The organism is Bacillus fungorum (assembly GCF_002746455.1).
Lineage (GTDB): Bacteria > Bacillota > Bacilli > Bacillales > Bacillaceae_G > Bacillus_A > Bacillus_A fungorum.
Window position 1 is genome coordinate 11,597 of the sequence record NZ_NWUW01000041.1, and the last position, 16,307, is coordinate 27,903.

Annotated in this window: 13 protein-coding genes and 3 pseudogenes; 11 read left to right on the top strand and 5 right to left on the bottom strand. The window is 32.0% G+C overall.

What is annotated here, in order from left to right:
* The first annotated feature begins 112 nt into the window (after positions 1-112).
* From CO726_RS28175 to CO726_RS28190, 4 genes and pseudogenes are all read left to right on the top strand, one after another.
* On the top strand, positions 113-3,799 hold the full coding sequence (locus tag CO726_RS28175) for a hypothetical protein (protein WP_245916792.1): 3,687 nt from the start codon (positions 113-115) through the stop codon (positions 3,797-3,799).
* Complete coding sequence (locus tag CO726_RS28180; RefSeq protein ID WP_099686469.1) at positions 3,766-6,291, top strand: hypothetical protein; 2,526 nt, start codon at positions 3,766-3,768, stop codon at positions 6,289-6,291. The genes CO726_RS28175 and CO726_RS28180 overlap by 34 nt, the downstream gene beginning before the upstream one ends.
* 331 nt (positions 6,292-6,622) lie before the next feature.
* Positions 6,623-6,928, top strand: a complete 306-nt coding sequence (locus CO726_RS28185) for a hypothetical protein (protein WP_098585207.1) — start codon at positions 6,623-6,625, stop codon at positions 6,926-6,928.
* Positions 6,929-7,030: 102 nt separating this feature from the next.
* Positions 7,031-7,708 (top strand): annotated as a pseudogene (locus CO726_RS28190) (site-specific integrase); the annotation flags it as partial.
* Between the two features lie 138 nt (positions 7,709-7,846).
* Here the strand turns inward: CO726_RS28190 and CO726_RS28195 are convergent.
* Positions 7,847-9,259, bottom strand: a complete 1,413-nt coding sequence (locus CO726_RS28195) for a KAP family P-loop NTPase fold protein (protein ID WP_099686470.1) — start codon at positions 9,257-9,259, stop codon at positions 7,847-7,849.
* Positions 9,260-10,331: 1,072 nt separating this feature from the next.
* Between CO726_RS28195 and CO726_RS31995 the strand changes: the two genes are divergently transcribed.
* From CO726_RS31995 to CO726_RS32685, 3 genes and pseudogenes are all read left to right on the top strand, one after another.
* Positions 10,332-10,478, top strand: coding sequence for a hypothetical protein (locus tag CO726_RS31995; RefSeq protein ID WP_169513094.1), 147 nt, complete (start codon positions 10,332-10,334; stop codon positions 10,476-10,478).
* 78 nt (positions 10,479-10,556) lie between these two features.
* Complete coding sequence (locus tag CO726_RS32000) at positions 10,557-10,829, top strand: hypothetical protein (RefSeq protein ID WP_169513095.1); 273 nt, start codon at positions 10,557-10,559, stop codon at positions 10,827-10,829.
* Between the two features lie 7 nt (positions 10,830-10,836).
* A pseudogene (locus CO726_RS32685) lies at positions 10,837-10,947 on the top strand (N-acetylmuramoyl-L-alanine amidase); the annotation flags it as partial.
* 42 nt (positions 10,948-10,989) lie between these two features.
* Here CO726_RS32685 and CO726_RS33075 read toward each other — a convergent pair.
* Positions 10,990-11,199, bottom strand: coding sequence for a hypothetical protein (locus tag CO726_RS33075; RefSeq protein ID WP_342750861.1), 210 nt, complete (start codon positions 11,197-11,199; stop codon positions 10,990-10,992).
* 850 nt (positions 11,200-12,049) lie between these two features.
* On the bottom strand, positions 12,050-12,376 hold the full coding sequence (locus tag CO726_RS28210) for a helix-turn-helix domain-containing protein (RefSeq protein WP_099686471.1): 327 nt from the start codon (positions 12,374-12,376) through the stop codon (positions 12,050-12,052).
* A 146-nt stretch (positions 12,377-12,522) separates the two neighbouring features.
* Between CO726_RS28210 and CO726_RS28215 the strand changes: the two genes are divergently transcribed.
* Together CO726_RS28215 and CO726_RS28220 are read left to right on the top strand one after the other, a co-directional pair.
* Positions 12,523-12,741 carry a helix-turn-helix transcriptional regulator gene (locus CO726_RS28215; RefSeq protein ID WP_098828695.1) on the top strand — a complete coding sequence of 73 codons (219 nt, stop codon included), beginning with the start codon at positions 12,523-12,525 and terminating at the stop codon, positions 12,739-12,741.
* A gap of 126 nt (positions 12,742-12,867) precedes the next feature.
* Positions 12,868-13,278 carry a hypothetical protein gene (locus tag CO726_RS28220; protein ID WP_099686472.1) on the top strand — a complete coding sequence of 137 codons (411 nt, stop codon included), beginning with the start codon at positions 12,868-12,870 and terminating at the stop codon, positions 13,276-13,278.
* Positions 13,279-13,767: 489 nt separating this feature from the next.
* On the opposite strand, the gene CO726_RS28230 is transcribed toward CO726_RS28220, so the two are convergent.
* Positions 13,768-14,694 (bottom strand): aldo/keto reductase, encoded by a 927-nt coding sequence (locus tag CO726_RS28230; protein ID WP_099686473.1) that lies wholly within the window; start codon positions 14,692-14,694, stop codon positions 13,768-13,770.
* Between the two features lie 112 nt (positions 14,695-14,806).
* Between CO726_RS28230 and CO726_RS33270 the strand changes: the two are divergent.
* Together CO726_RS33270 and CO726_RS28235 are read left to right on the top strand one after the other, a co-directional pair.
* Positions 14,807-14,978: pseudogene (locus tag CO726_RS33270) on the top strand (SDR family oxidoreductase); the annotation flags it as partial.
* A 225-nt stretch (positions 14,979-15,203) separates the two neighbouring features.
* Complete coding sequence (locus tag CO726_RS28235) at positions 15,204-15,713, top strand: hypothetical protein (protein WP_242071325.1); 510 nt, start codon at positions 15,204-15,206, stop codon at positions 15,711-15,713.
* Between the two features lie 426 nt (positions 15,714-16,139).
* Here CO726_RS28235 and CO726_RS28240 read toward each other — a convergent pair.
* The coding region (locus CO726_RS28240; RefSeq protein WP_169513096.1) for an IS3 family transposase at positions 16,140-16,307 on the bottom strand (168 nt) is incomplete at its 5' end.

Consider the following 16,307-nt stretch of genomic DNA (forward strand, 5'->3'; position numbering starts at 1 on the left):
TGCGTAAAAACTTTACTACAGCATCACAAGATGTAATTTCAGAATTTTATGAACGAACGAAGTTTTTTTTGAAAAACGGGATATGATCTCTCAGGAGATTATTGAGAACTATATGACTATGAAGAAGGTAAGAGAAGAGGTCTTTTATACATGGCCAGAATTTAAAAAAAGAAACTTTCGAAAAAGAGCATTTGAATATTATCTCCGTAAAATTGTTGTTGTTGAAATTATAATTTTAACATTTTTTCGCGCGTTTGAAGGAAAGGGACAGCCAACTGTAAAAAATGTTTGGTCTTATTTACCTAATTATAAATTTTTATTGCCCAAACCACATAGGTTAAAATCTCTAGAAGAAATGGATGTTATTAGAGTCTATTTTTCTAATTTCATGACACAGCCGACATGGGAAGATGAGATAGTTGAGTATCAAAGTAAACCTAAGGATTTACGTTTATATAATATGGTATCCAATGAAAATGAAGATGAAGACGAAGAAATTTTAATAGAAATCAATCCTAAGTATTTCGAAAATAGAAAAAATAATTATGAAAAATTATTATTGAAAGAATGTATTGCACATGAAAAGAAAATTTTGGATACATTTGTTCAACCAGCAGAATCGGTTTATTTTTATAAACAAGATACCACAGGCAGACTAAACAAAAATGACAAGGAACAATTTAAAATAGATATTGTTCATCAAAAGGGTAAACAGACAAAGAAGGGATTTCCTAAATTTCTTGTTCCAGAGAAGGAAGAACTTGGTGGGGATTTAATGAAAATAAAATTGCCTTCGGGAAGAAAAAAAATTCGTAGGGACCAATTGCATTTGCCTCTTGATTTTAAAAATGGTCATTGGACGAATAATTCTATTCCTCTTATTGAAGAGCATTATAAAAGCATGAATATAGTAAATGGTCGGGATTTTAGAAAGGCACAAGAAGATTTTAATTTACATTCTATGAATTTAATAGGAAATGATTTTTTTAGATATGATGATAAAGTTGGCATTGCTGCAGGAGTAGGGATAGGAAAAAGTACATTAATGCTCTTAGAAATTGTTCGATTAACAAACTTATGGAAATTTCAAAAAGACTTACCAAAAGGTAAAGGGGCAAAGGTAGGTGTCTGGACTGTTAATGTGACTGAAGCACTAATGTTAGTGTATAGATTACATCAAATAGGAGTAAAAGCAGTCCCTATAATTGGTAATGCAAATGCCAAAAAGCATCTTAAGAATTTTGTTAAACAGGTCAAACATGAGAATGCTGGAAATCATACAATCAATCCATTAGCACAGTTAGCCCAGGAGTATGTATTGCAATTTTTCAAGGGGACGTGCTCCATAGAATCATATACGGGTATTGAAGAGATGAGAAAGAAACCTTGTATGTCTTTAAAGTTAGCATACAAGCCTCATATTAATGAAGATAGTGAAGTGGATTCTGATACTTCATCTTTGTTAGATCCTTATGAAGTGCAAAATAAAGAAATGGTGAGAAAGAAAGAGTGTAATTGTTCTTGTCCACTATTTAATAATTGCGGTATGTATGTAACGGAAAGGTTATTATCTGAAAGTCCAGTTTGGATAGGTACAGAAGAGGCTTTTTTTTATTCTAAACCAATGCCCCTTGCCAATCCATATGATATGACATATGCAGAAATTGCTCACTTTGAGTTGGATGTAATATTTAATGATGAAGCAGATAGTTTACAGGTTAATTCTGATAGTCTATTGCTGTCAGAAAATCATTTACTTGGAAGTGAGGATACATTATTTGAGAAGAATTTCTTATCCGTAGGTCATAATTTAGATGTCCAATATCCATTGGCGGGCGTACCAATACATGGATCCTGGAGATTCCATACGAAAAAAGCGAGTGACTTTTCACATTTAATGCATGAGATACTTAAGAATAATTTATTTGTTAGGAAGAAAGTTCATAATAAGACATTTGGTATTCATCAAATTTGTAAGCAATTAACAGAGTCTTTATTTGAAGTACCTCATACAATGCTAACGAAAAATCATCCGTTTTTTGACTTGTTTGTTACATTAGATATGAAAAAAATCTTAAATCGTACTTTACGAAATGAAAAAGGTTTTATTATTGAACGAGAAATTCGTAATTTTTTTAATGATCTTGAGGAAATAAAAACTTTAGATGATAACCCTAGGGAAATTACACAAATGGAAAATGAAGCATTATATAGTTTTTTTGAAAAAGTTGTTGTGCATCTTAAACATATGAATAATCATGTGGAAATTAGGCAACTGACTGATTTGAAATTGAAGAAACAATTAATGAAATATTTTTATTTTATGTTGACTCTTATTATGTTTGATTTTCATTTTAAAATGTTAATCACAAAAAAATCTAGCATGGAATTGTTGTTAAATACAAATATAGAAGATATTAATAGTTATTATCGACATACTAAAAGATATTTGCCGTTTTTACCTAGCTCACCTACAGGTAAACATTTTCAATACTATTTTAGGGAGAAGAGAAAAGGAGAAGCAGGAAATCATATTGGTGTACTACAAACTTATGACTATCTAGGAGTAGGAAGAGATTTTTTAACGAACTTTTCTTCATTATATGAACATGTTTCCACTGTTACTTATGAAGATAGGGTACCGGTGACAGATAAATATCAAGAAGAATATAGTGCTACATATAGTAAAGGGCCAGCAATGGTATTTATGTCAGCAACTATGTATGCAGAAAAATCTTTACATTTTCATTTGGATGTACCACTTAGTTATTTAATGACCTCTGTTAATCCATCTTCAAAGGTGGAGCAGTTCTTATATCCTGTATATGAGGACGAAGATGCCCGGGATAATGATGGATTGATGCTTCCCATTCGTGTATCAGGTATTAAGGATAAGGAACAAGCTTTAACAAAAATGGCTGTAGAATTAGAATTGTTAATTCGAGAAGAGCTAGAGTTTTGGAATAAAAGAGGAGAAGATCGTAAGGTTATACTAGTTGTTAACTCTTATGAACAGACTGATTGGGTATTGAAGGCTTTGCGTCCTATTTTTAAAGAAAAGGTTGCGGCCCTAACGAATGATCCTAAAAAAGGTGATGAAAATCATGTGGTACTTGGAGAAATAGAAAGAATCGCAAAACGTGGAATTGATATTTTAATAACGCCTTTATTGTCAATTAACAGAGGTTACAATATTTTGAAATACAACCAAGGTACAAGAAAATATCAGTCCGAATCCTATTTTGGAAGTATATTTTTTATGGTTAGGCCATTAATTCCATCAGATTCTATAGATAATATTATTAAGATATTAAATGGTATTTACAAAAAGCAAGAAAGATATATGAAACAATCGGTGGAAGATAACAACCCATTTTATATGTTTTATAACGGAATTAAAGAAATAAGAACTAAAACAAATGCCCAAATGTATCATCTATTATCTGTAGAAGAAAATTGGAGTCAATTGGAAGAACAAGAGGATAGGAATGTTATATCGTGGTTTATGCTAATTAATATTATTCAAATGATTGGAAGGCTTCAAAGAGGACAAACAGATGTGAGAGTTTATTATCTTGATGCAGCATTTGCAAAACAACATGCAATTCATTCGTTTGAAGAAGATACTATTCAAGATAGTATGATTAAAATCTGGGAAGAACTATTGAGCGCCAATTGGATAAATGAGCAAGCAAAGGATAGCTTATATGGTTATTTCCTAGATGGATTAAGAAAAATTAATAAAAGATGGAAAGAGGAAGAAACATGTCAAACAAATACTTTGTTCACTCTTTTTTAATGAAAGCTGAAAAACTAGAAAATGAAGAAGTGATAGCTGTATATATGCCGAGTGAAATCTCAAGTTACTGGGAAAAAGTGATTTCAGTTGATCGAGCATTTGGATTTAAAATAGCCACCTTTCGTGATTACCATTACCATCATCATAAAGATGTCATTTGTATGAGTATGGATGATAAGGCACTAATGGGAAAAGAGCCTTGGTTACTACTTGATCCACATATAGATTATGAAAATAGCGTATATACAGCAAATTTTCTTTTAAATAGATATCAACGTTTCCTTCATAAAAGAATTGAAATAGCAAAGCAATATGAAAAGACTAAAAAATATGAAACTTTACTCCAATACGAACCGCATCTTGTGTCTGCAAAAATAAAACCACTTTTACAAAATGTCTCTCTTTCTAAGTTATTATTACTAGAAAACTATAAACAATATCTCTCGAGTTGGATTTTCTTTGATTTTATGAGCAGAAAAGACTCATATTTAGAAAATAATAATACAACTGTCTTACTTCAAGCTAGAAATAGTGAGAATTATTGGTCTTTCCCAGAAGAATGGGGGATTTGTGTTAAAGATAGTGAATACGTTTTAATGTCAAAAGATTTCTTAGTAAATAATAAACGTACAAGCTATGCATACACATTAAATTTTGAGCGAAGGGAGAGCGATTTATTAATTGATATAAGCACTTCAACTAAACCATGGTTAATGACTCCTTTAATAAATCCTGTTACTGGATTTATTAATATACCAAAGGGAAACAAGACACGCTCCTTGTATATTTGGAATGAAGAAACTTCAAGAATTCAACAATTAAAATTGCGTATATCACCAGGATATGGCGGAATGTATGCTACCTCAAGTAATATTTACACGCAGGAATTGGGTGGAGAGTTGCCTAATATAAATCAAATTTGTAAAGATCCTAGTATACATAATGGAAAATATTTCATTTCTACAGTACCCCAGAATAGTAATGATAGAGTAAAGCCAGCACAAAGAGGTTTACATTATAATGATAAATACTATTTAGTAAAAAATTTCAGTGAAATTTTGAATTATTTAGAGTTATATCATTCAAAACCTGAACTTATTAAAAGTGGTCTTAGTAGCTCATTAAAAGGTGGATCGGTATTCATAGATGATCCACTTGAATCTAGAGATAATGAAGAGATTGTTCTTACGTATGCAACTACAATTGATAGCTCAATTTTTGAAGAGAGGTTTGAAAAGGCCCTACGTAGTTTTGTAGTAAAAGAAACGATTAGTAATGGGGAAACAAAACCCAATCCATATAATAACCATGCAAGATATAAGATGGAAAATATAGGGGGTGGTGTTTTTCAATTTTATGATAGAAAAAGAATGATGGAAAAAGCTTTTTACGTTCGATTAGTTAATGCAAGTAAATATATGTATCTGATGAGAGGGTTAGATACAAGTGTAGATTTACTACAGGATGCATTTTATAAACGTATGGAACTAATTAAGAATGAATTTTTAAAAGAAGAGCAAATTAAATTGCAATCACCGGGATTAGCAATATTAGAGTTGGAAAATTTAAAAGGTGAAGTAAATGACAATAAAGTTGCTACAGAGAGAGGAATGTTAGAGCTCGGATGGTTAACACAGTGTTTTCATAAAAAAGATATGACAGATAAAGAATTGGAAAATAAACTATCATCTTGCATTGCAGATCTATTTATAAGAAAAGGATTTGTTAATCAAATGATTGAGGAATGTAAAAAGGTGTCTCAACCATTCGTATATTATTTTCCTTTTAAGGAGCCAGTTACTCTTATTTCGGGTGAGGAAGGTTATATTTTTACAGTTTTTCGAGTTAAAAACGGAATTGTTCAGGTTAAATATTCAACTATATCAGAAAACTGGATGTGTATAGATGAGGCAATTCTAAAATTGAAAGAATCAGAAAGGCATAATGTTTTTACATCAAAACATAATGATTATGAATTTTCATCTATGATTCTTAAAGAATGTAAAGAGCAAAATGCCGTTGTTGTCTTTCAGGAAAAACAGATACCGTCATTTTTGATGAAAATGAAAAGAGTACCATTTCGAGTAGCCACTTACTTAGTATCAGATGATTTACCTCATATTACTAATTTGAATAAAGATAATATGGCTAGTTCCGGGGCATTTATGATTGAATCTAATGGAGAATGCCTTTCTGTTCCACCTAAATCATCCAAAGTGCAGATTGTTCAATCTCAATCTAAACAAACCAATAATAAGCCATTTTCAGTTAGAGCAACAACAAGGTATAAAACAAATGATATGAATAAAGAAAATAGGTGGATAATTTATTCTGCAATACATGCTTTGCGCTTTATCTCTTTAACATATGACGGTTTTATAAATATGCCTTTACCAGTTCATTTATATGAAAAGCACTATAAAAAGTATATAAAAAATATATGTTTACAATCGAATAAAATTAAGGATTATGAGAAATTTATAAAGATATAAAAATGAGAAATGAATTGAAATAAAGAAATTTATAGTTTAAGTCATTAGAAGTTTTTAGGGGCAGGGGTGTAGTTTAATACTAGGCTCTTGCTTTAATTAGTTTGTTTATGGAACTAATTCTGACTCTTTAAGATTTTGTTGTAAATTAGAAGGGGTTTCTAAAAATTTCTTTATACAAAGTAGAATTTTTAAATCTACTTTCCTTATGGTTTGCTTAACGTTTTTATAATGAATGTTTTTAACTCGACTGTTTCTGGTAAGCATGAATATGCTATGTCAGATTTTATGCCATATATTTATATTTTATAGCGAATAAGGAGGAAGTAAGAAAATGAATTTATACCAAGCAGAAGAGCAGATTAAAGAATTAAATGTTTTTATAGAATTAGTTTCAAATTATAAAGTGACTTCTTTAGAGACAGCTGCAATATATGAATATGCTTTAGAGAATAATGTTTCCAAAGTAGCTTTTAAATTAAATGAAAAAGGTTATAGAGCACAGGGGGTGAAAGGGCCAAGAATACTTAGTAGTAATGATGTATCGGAGATATTAAAAGGAAAAGAGATAGATGAACTACATGCTGTTATAAAAAGTATGTTTGAAAAAAATAAAAGGAAAGTGAGAAAATTCACTTAAATTCCACTTAAATTCATAGGTAAATAAACATTTAAAATGAGGAGGTTTGATACATGAAAAAATGTGCTTGCTGTGGTACTGACAAGAACTTCACTCGTGAACATAGAAGAGAATCCCGCGATAGGGATTACACTACCTAAGTTAAGAAGGACCTCGGAAATAAATGTGTGGACGTTAGAGCAAGTTAATCATTTTATAAATGAGAGAAAAAATGTTTATCGCCCTACTCGTTTTTATATTGCCTGTGTCATCGCATTACTGACGGGTATGCGTCAAGGCGAAATAATGGGACTACGTTGGAGTGACATCGACTTCGAAAATAGGATAATTTTCATAAGACAGACGTTAACCCAGACGGGGGAAATTAAAGTAGGCGCTAAAAATAACGCAAGTATATGTAATATACATTTTCCGATAAAACTAATCGGAGAGTTAGAGTTACATCGTGAAACGATAAAGAAAGAACGCTTATATCACGGTAGAGATTACGAGAATAACGATCTAGTAATATGTGCACGTAAAGGAAATCTGTTAATACCTACAAATGGCCGTATAGAATTCTATAACTTAATCGAAAAACTCGGACTACCTAAAATACGTTTCCACGACCTACGCCATACACACGCAACGATGTTAATTCAGCAAAACGTTAATGTAAAGCTGATATCAGAGCGTCTAGGCCACACCGATATTCAAACGACTTTGAATACCTACAGTCATGTGCTACCGACAATGCAACGTGAGGTGGCGGATAAATTGGACGAGATGTTTGGGGAGTAGAAAAAATATAGGGTAGTTGAGAAAAAGAGACGATCCGTATCATAAAAACAATTGCAATGCTAGTTTTGTCAAATGTGTTATTGATAACAGATCAACCTCTTTCATTTTTTATCTATATCATGAATGCTAAAGTTACTATTAGACATCTAAAATTTTTATATCATCAGGGAATTTATATAAATAAAGAATTGCAGTCTTTATTATAGATTTAGGAAACAATCTTTTACCACCGCGATCATATGGACTATTAGTATCTTCTTCGAAATAAGGTGTTATTACATGTATGTGTTCGGATATGATATTTAAAAAATTGGGCACTTCCTTATTTTTATGTGTTGTTTCAGTAAAAGTTTTAATTTCCACAAAGTTAGGATAAAAATAGTGAGCAATAAAAATCAAAAAAGCTGTATGAATAAAACAAGGGATCTTCTTTTCCTTATTATTATTAAATATATGATTATAGTAATCTGACCAACGCTCTAAAAGTAACTCTTTAAAGTTTAAAAATGTTCTAGGGTTATGTAAATTTATTTCCCTCATGAGAGCATCAAAAACAAGTAGATAGGATTCTTTTATTAGGGCATCATCATTCACAACAGCTATCCAACCGTTTGGAGGGGTCAGGCTATCATACTCATTTGTTTTTATGACGCTGTTTAATGCGTAATATTTTTCTTCTAAATAAAAATATGCTTTTAGACACTTTTCTAATGTTTTTTCAGATTCTAATGTGTCTTTATTAAGGTTATTAAGAACGAATTTATCGGTTAATGTCATAAGTTGATATTTACTACTAATCATATATTTTCTTTGGAAAATCTTTTGCAAGTAATATTCAGGCTTACTAATGCCCTTTTTGGATAAGGCGTCAAATATAACTTCATCATCCATAGCTACTACAAAAAAGAGACCTGGTAAGTCCAAGTTAGATTTAATCATTTGAAAGACGGTAACAACCTCATCAGGAAATAACCTATCTAACTCGTCGATCATAATTACTATTTTTTGCTCGTCTTCTCTGAGGGTCTCATCCAACATATTATTTAAATCCTGTTTTCTCTTTGATAAAGGCTTTTCGTCAAATAATGAGTCGCTAACTACTTTTACGGTATCGCCTGCAATTGTGCTTACAGTGGTAGCAGCTGCCGGTGGGATGCCGTGCACATATGCCCCAGCAAATGTTAAAGCCTTTGTTGCTGAAGGTATTAATTTTTGTGCATATGCATAGAATTTATCTTTAGCTTTTTTAAAAGCTCCTTCACCCATTGCAAAATATATTTCTTCAAATAAGTTCTTTATAAGTTCGTCACTGTCAGAGATCATCCATGGATTAAATCTTACAACTTTACATTTTCCTTTTTCTAATTTAGATTCTATAAAATTTAACATTGTAGACTTACCTGCTCCCCATGACCCGTTAATAGAAACTGAGTAGGGTAGTTGAGGAGAAGTCTTGTTAATAAAATCAGCAATTTCTTGTGCTTTCTCTTTAAATCCGAGTTTATCCGTGTCTATATTTTTTAATGGTAGGTGTTGTATTTCTGTTGTCATTACTCTTCCTCCTTAACTCATATGTCAATATAAAGTCTATCACATAGTGTGTTAACATGATTAATTTTACAAGATGAACAATAGAAACAAATTCACATCACATCTTGTATAATTAACAAAACTGAACAAATAAGCGCATTCTCACCATTATACATTGCGGCACGTATTACCAGCCGCACGCCCACCTTCTAAACCTCATTCTTCGATAATCTCTCTCTCGCACGGAAACCGTGCATCGTAACCGACGAAATATCTTGTAATGAGAAGTATCGTTTTTTCTTCGTATATATAGAAGCGATTATATTATCGGTGTCTCAATCGTTCCCGTTTCGTCAGCTTTCCGGCCCATACATAGGCCCTCTAACGAAATTTCAATAGGGAACTATAATGCAGATAATCCGCGCCATAAAAGGAGGAATTGGATTATATCGACTGTAGTACAGTATAGTAATTTACGTCTTTTACCAGGCGAAGGGGTCAGGTGGATATCCATCCGAAACTTTTAACGGACATGTAAAGCGGTCTATTTTTTCCGCTATATATAGAAGGAAATGGATTCGGGAGTTTACATCGGTTTACCATAGGTCAGTCGCTCGCTCTAGACGGACACACCCTCGAAATTTTTCGTGCTATTTATACAGTATATTATGCAATATATATCGATATGTAAGCCGCTACAAATGTTGATATAATAACGTTTTGAATCGATAATGAATGTAACAAAAGATAATTCTGTTACATTGAATATTCGGAAAAATGTATAGAATATGCGGAATTGAATAAGGGGCGGGGGCGTCATTTTGTACATGCGGTCGCCAGGTGCGAGAGAAATCCGCGTATTAAAAATAACTTCGGGTCTAAATGACGAAATAATACTCTAGCTTTCATTTTACATTTTAATATATTGCTATCATATATCGCTAGCTTATTATTATTTGGTTTGTGCTTATATTTATAAGCGCAAATCTGGTGAAGGGAATAATTATTGTGTTAGAATAATAATTAAGAAAGTTTGAGAAAAACAGAATAAGAGAAATAGAAAAATATATAAGTGATAGGGAGTTAATTAAGTATGAAATTATTCCACGGAACATCACTAGACTTTGGAAATGAGATTTTAAAAACAGGGTTAATAAAGAAGAACCAGCAACCATACGATGGTGTAACAGATCCAAACTTTGTTTATTTATCAGATCGTATTACCTCTGCAATGAGTTAGGGGCATAAAAAGACTACGCGAGTAAAGGAATTTTATATTTTTGAGGTTGAAATTCAAGAAGATACCTTACTAGCGGATTTGGATGAATTAAATATTTTTAAAAATACACCATGGGGACCAGGTGATGCTATTCGAGGTTTAAACGAGAATTACACAGTGGAGAATACCTTACTGCATATACATAGTGTTAGGGTGGATAAGGATATCGACCTTAAACTAGCATCCGGTAAATATGCTAAAGTATCAACCGATGGAGTTGTTAATATATACAGAGAGGATATACGGGAATTTAACTTAACAGATGCAGAACTGGCTGAAATATATAATTCTCTCGTATGGCAAAGATATTAAAAGGGGAACTATCGACGCCAAAGTCGACGTAAACGGTTTGCCGCAATACCGGGTGCACAATTCGAAAGGGAATACGTACTACATCATGGTTAGCCCGACTTATGTGGACGTGCGTTAATATGTACGTAAAAAGACCGCCTATTACAGGCGGTCGAATTTTTTATTTTTTTACTACTCCGCTAGCGACACCGGATAGAGTCATAACATCCGCGATAGTATTTACGTTTGTTTCTGGGGTTCCATAGAATGAATCTAAATCTCCGATAAACCAACCAGCACCTACTGTGACTGTATATCCATTATACTTCCAGTTACTAATTAGCTTATTTGTTAATGTTCGTTTCTCTGCTTCGGATAATTTTAGCCACACTTCACCTTTACTGTTTGCATCAACAGTTGTAGTCTGAACTTTATTTTGTTTAGGTTGCTGTACTTCTCGTTGCTCGCATTCTTTTTCTCTTTTAGCTAGTTCTTGTTGCGTTTCTTGGTCAGAAAAGCCATTTTCAATAGATATGCTGTTTTTGGTGTTAACTTCAATTGTATAACTTTTATTAGTTACATTACGAATTTTTACTAAAGTATTTTCGCTATACTGTTTTTCTAATTCATGTCCCCATCCAAGTTTTTCAGTAAGATGTTTATTTTTAGAAATACCTTTCTCACTTAGGACATCAATAATTATCTTTACAAAATATCAAAAAGGTAAATATAAATATCATAGTAGAGAACGGGGATGGATTGAAAGCAACGTTCGCTGAGAAAGCCTATAAAATCACGGATAAACACGTTCTATCTACTTTTATTTATACCGGTTTTCTTGGCAAATATTTTTAAACGTTTGTTAAAGTGATTCTTATCGATTTCCTTCAGAGGGTACCATGCGCTCGTTCTTCGGCTTTTTATACGTTGGTGAATGTTAGTAAATAGAACGTGTAAATGGTCTGAGGTACTACGAGTAGCACGCGTCTGTTTTATACGTTTACCTTTCAAACGTTTAGAAGACAAACAAAAAAACTTTTCGTTAAGTAACGAAATAGGATGTTTCCATATCGACATACAGTTTGGCGGTGTACCGCAATTCTGTCGGCCAAATCAACGAGTAAATCATCGCATAAAAATAACGCTCTATCCGTTGATAGAACGCCATTTTATCGTATTTTGTGACCCCAGAGAAGTTCGAATTCACGATTTCCAACCTGTCATGGTGGAGGTTTATTTTATTATTTTTCTTCCTGCATTAAAAATTTCCAAAAACGTTTTAATTCTTCACGCTTTTGAGATGGTGCAAACTTTATATCATTTAACCATTGATCTAGTTCTATATTATTTCCGTCCTCTTTAACATTAGAATCTCGCCCAAGAAGAAAATCAGTAGATACATTAAAGTAATCTGCTATACGAATCAAGGTATTGTAATCAGGTTGGCGTTCATTACGCTCATACATACCAATTGTACTTTCACTTAGTAGAAGCGATTGAGCAAGTTCTTTTTGTGTAATTCCTTTTTGTTTTCTTAAATTACGAATTATATTTCCAAACGTTTTCATTCTATCACCTGATAATATATTAACACAATATGTGTTAATATATTAAAATTTTTAAAAATTGATAATTAAAATCTATTGACAACACATTTTGTGCGGTTTATATTCTAAGTAACAACACGAAATGTGGTTTTTGGGGGTGAGAAGGTATGAATTATAAAAGAGTGGCTGAAAATTTAATTAATTTAAGAAATGGGAGATCTAGAGAAGAGGTGGCAAAAGCGGTGGGAATAAGTATTAGTACATTACAGATGTATGAAAATGGACAGAGAATCCCACGAGATAATATAAAAATAAAATTAGCGAATTTCTATGGTGTTACAGTCCAAACAATTTTTTTTGACTCAGAACAACACGAAGTGTGTTGAATAATGATAGATTTTTAAGATGATGTAGTGATTTTTTAAAATGTAAGTTTAGAAGGTGTTTTAGGCAATTTTACATAAATGGATAATATTTTTATCTTTATATATAAATTATAGGAGTGTGTTTGCATGAACATGAAAACATTTGAAATGCGTGAAAAAAGATTAGCGGAACTATTAGGTGCAAAAGTACTATGGGAATTTATAAGTGCTGTAACAGAGGAAATTGAAAAGCAGGAATTAGAGTCTACACCAGGTTTATTAGAAGATCTATTCATACATGTGAAAGAAACTGTTCAAATTCAAAATATGAATCAAGACAAAACAAAAGCCCCTGTAGAAGCAGAGGCCGATGGTATAAATAAAGATACATTATTTATGGAAGCATATGTAGAATTAATCAATCATAAGTTTGTTATTTCTGAATTAGCTGTAGAGCTTTCATCTGTTCTAAAAGAATTAAATTGTTTTGTTCAATCATCTTTGCCACAGCTTCAAAGTAAGCTTGATTCTCAAGAACCTCAATCTGCTTCTCTTTAGGGAGTGATTGAAGTATTTCTTTAATTTCTTTACACTCGTATATGTTATTCTCCGAGTCTTCGATTAATTGATTGCGACGGTTGGTGTATTCAAGTGCACCTAAAGTCGCTAATGCGCGAGGATCTAATCCTAGAATTTCCATGTATTCCTCTCCTTTCCTCTACAAATAATTCGATAGAGGAAAGGAGATTCCTTTAGTAATTTGGTAGAGTCTATATACAGTTATACAAATTGTTAATGATTAGTGGATGTCTTATCTAGTAGGAATGTAGTAGAAATAGACTTTAAAAATTCCTTAAAGATAATGAGAAGAAAGGAGAAGCCAGTAAATTAAACTCCTTTCCCTAAGTAATCTTCATATGAAATGGATATTTACTTTTATGATAAATTTTTAATTAGATTCTTTGATGAAGAGTAGATAGACATATGGAATAGAGGATGAATTAGCAGTTAAATTAGTATGATTTTTATGGAAGAATAATAGTATAGTTAAAGTTTTTTAATGAATTCAATTTCATTATCTAATAATAATGGACGAGTTAAGTGTGAAGAATTTTCTTCAACCTGAGTAGAATTTTTTGCACCAGGAATCGCAACTGAAACGGCTGGATGGCTTAAAACATAACGTAAGGCAATTTGCGCTAGACTTCGATTTGATCGTACAAGTGAATCTAATTTTTCTACCTTATTTAAGTTTTCTTTAAACCACTTTTCTTGGGGCCAATCTTTTCTTAAATCATCGTCTGGAAATTGAGTTTCATGATTAAATTTCCCAGTTAAAATTCCCATCTTAAGTGGACCTCTTATCACAGCGCCTAAATTATGTTGTTCAATATAAGGAAGGATGTCTTTTTCAGGTTCTTTATTTAAAATACTATAATCGAATTGTACAACATCTAAATCATCATTCTGATTAAAATGTTTAATATAATCTAAATCATTAGTAGAAACGCCAACTGCTCTCACTTTGCCAGATTTTTTTAAGGTTTGGAAAGCTTGTAGAAAGACTTCTGTTTCTTCAGGTTTATCCCACCAAATATGACAAAAGTACACATCTATATAATCAGTTTTAAGCCGCAGTAAACTAGCATCAAACGCATCAATGATTTTTTGAGGGTCTCCATAAACCGCTGGTTGATTTGGATCATAATGATGACCAATTAATCCACCTTTTGTAGAAAGAATGATATCCTGCCTACGTTTATTTATAGCTTTTGTAACGAGTGTTTCGCTATGACCTAGTCCATAAACATCAGCAGTGTCAATAAAATTAACTCCTAGGTCAATCGCTTTCTCAATTGCATCAATTGATTCGTTATCTTTTACTGCGCCCCATTCATCTCCACCAATCGCCCAAGAACCAAATCCTATCTCTGAAACTATTAATCCCGTGTTGCCTAATAATCTATATTCCATTATGTACGAATTCCTCCTTTTCAGTTTATATTATTAGAAATATATATAGCGACCAGTTGGAATATTCTTGAATTTGTTTTCAGGATATAAATTAGAGTATACATTTTAATATATAATTGAGGGAGTTTTACCTTTGATAAATGTAGGTCTGGATTCAAAGAAAGTGAATTATTTAAAGAATAACGGAGAGTCAATCATGCATTGTGGTGGAGAAGTTAGACACTACGGAGAAACGTGAGCATTTTCAAAAGACAAATGTTCAGTCTACAAAATACCTAGTAGAATAAGCTAAGAGTGCAAATGCACGTCTTTAAATATTTAATTTTTTAGGTATTTAAGTGTAACCGCAATTTATACACTTTTTTTGCTGTGTAACTTAAAAAGGAAAGTGTCATGAAGCTATGAATATCAAGAAATCTAGCATTTGACATATAATATGTGGGTAACTGGTTTAATAAATTAATATTTGATATATTATCTAATAGGATTAATGGATGGAGGCTGAAAAAATGAAATTTGATCCAACGTTAAGTGTTGCAGCAATGGCGACATCGATAGTTACATTAGGATTATTTTTGTTATTACATTATGTTATTGAACCTCGTAAAGAAAAGAAACGGAAGAAGAGTGAACAATTCAAAGAATTATATGCACCATTATATATGATAATTAACGCTAGATTAGGTTCATTGGTAATGTATGGACGAAAATATGGGGCGGAACAATTATACTTTAACAATGCGGGAGCACCTGGAATTATTAATGACAATTATATGATTGAATTTGTTTTGAAAAATTCTTCATATGCTAGCAATGAACTGTTGTCTGTACTAGATATTCATATTCGTAACGTAAGTGAGGAGCGGTATAAGTATATAGAATTGGAAAATTTAGTTAAGGTAATTGTGAAAGAATATCAACAATTAAGAAAAGAACTAAAGCTAAAATATGATGAGAAAGAACTAGAAACAGGACTTCCGACTAAAGTTAGAGAGATAAGGGAAGAGAGAAAAAATTAGCATAAGATTTATGATGAATAAAACTTGGGAGAACGGTGAACACTTTGGGTTAGTAAATATTAACTTAACATGACACACTTGTATTGTGAGAAGTGACGAAAACAAAATTCACAAGGATTCCCTTATATTTGTCTAAACAGTTCATAATGGTGGCATATGAAATCCGAAAACAGCAGAAGATAATGATTGAATAACATCGTTATTAAGGAGATTTTTTACTCTTTTTTCAGTTACTTAATAAATTGTAGTAACAGTATTAGCTTATTGGAAGGAGGGGAAGAATTCATTTACCATATTTATAGTAATAACGTTAAGATTTTGACAAAAGAGCAACGATATGTCAGCTCTTTTTACCCTAAGTTCTTAAAAGGCCTTCTATAATCTCTTTTATATGTTTAGGGTGTGGATTGGTATGTCAACACGAAACTAGACAATTTTTTTAAGGTGTTCCTGCCTGTACTGAACAGGACTCAAATAGCCCAGTGTTCCATGGATTCTGACATTGTTAAACCAGTTTACGTAGTCGTTCAATTCTAAGGTCAATTCTTCTAAACTTGCGAAATGACGACCGCGAACGAACTCGGTTTTAAAGAT

Excerpts from the sequence above, each read along its gene's own strand:
- CO726_RS28215 (WP_098828695.1), top strand. The coding sequence starts at position 12,523 with ATGAATTATAAAAGAGTGGCTGAAAATTTAATTAATTTAAGAAATGGG.
- CO726_RS28175 (WP_245916792.1), top strand. The coding sequence starts at position 113 with ATGACTATGAAGAAGGTAAGAGAAGAGGTCTTTTATACATGGCCAGAA.
- CO726_RS28210 (WP_099686471.1), bottom strand. The coding sequence starts at position 12,376 with ATGAAAACGTTTGGAAATATAATTCGTAATTTAAGAAAACAAAAAGGA.
- CO726_RS28235 (WP_242071325.1), top strand. The coding sequence starts at position 15,204 with ATGAAATTTGATCCAACGTTAAGTGTTGCAGCAATGGCGACATCGATA.
- CO726_RS28230 (WP_099686473.1), bottom strand. The coding sequence starts at position 14,694 with ATGGAATATAGATTATTAGGCAACACGGGATTAATAGTTTCAGAGATA.
- CO726_RS28185 (WP_098585207.1), top strand. The coding sequence starts at position 6,623 with ATGAATTTATACCAAGCAGAAGAGCAGATTAAAGAATTAAATGTTTTT.
- CO726_RS28195 (WP_099686470.1), bottom strand. The coding sequence starts at position 9,259 with ATGACAACAGAAATACAACACCTACCATTAAAAAATATAGACACGGAT.
- CO726_RS28180 (WP_099686469.1), top strand. The coding sequence starts at position 3,766 with ATGTCAAACAAATACTTTGTTCACTCTTTTTTAATGAAAGCTGAAAAA.
- CO726_RS28220 (WP_099686472.1), top strand. The coding sequence starts at position 12,868 with ATGAACATGAAAACATTTGAAATGCGTGAAAAAAGATTAGCGGAACTA.
- CO726_RS31995 (WP_169513094.1), top strand. The coding sequence starts at position 10,332 with ATGAAATTATTCCACGGAACATCACTAGACTTTGGAAATGAGATTTTA.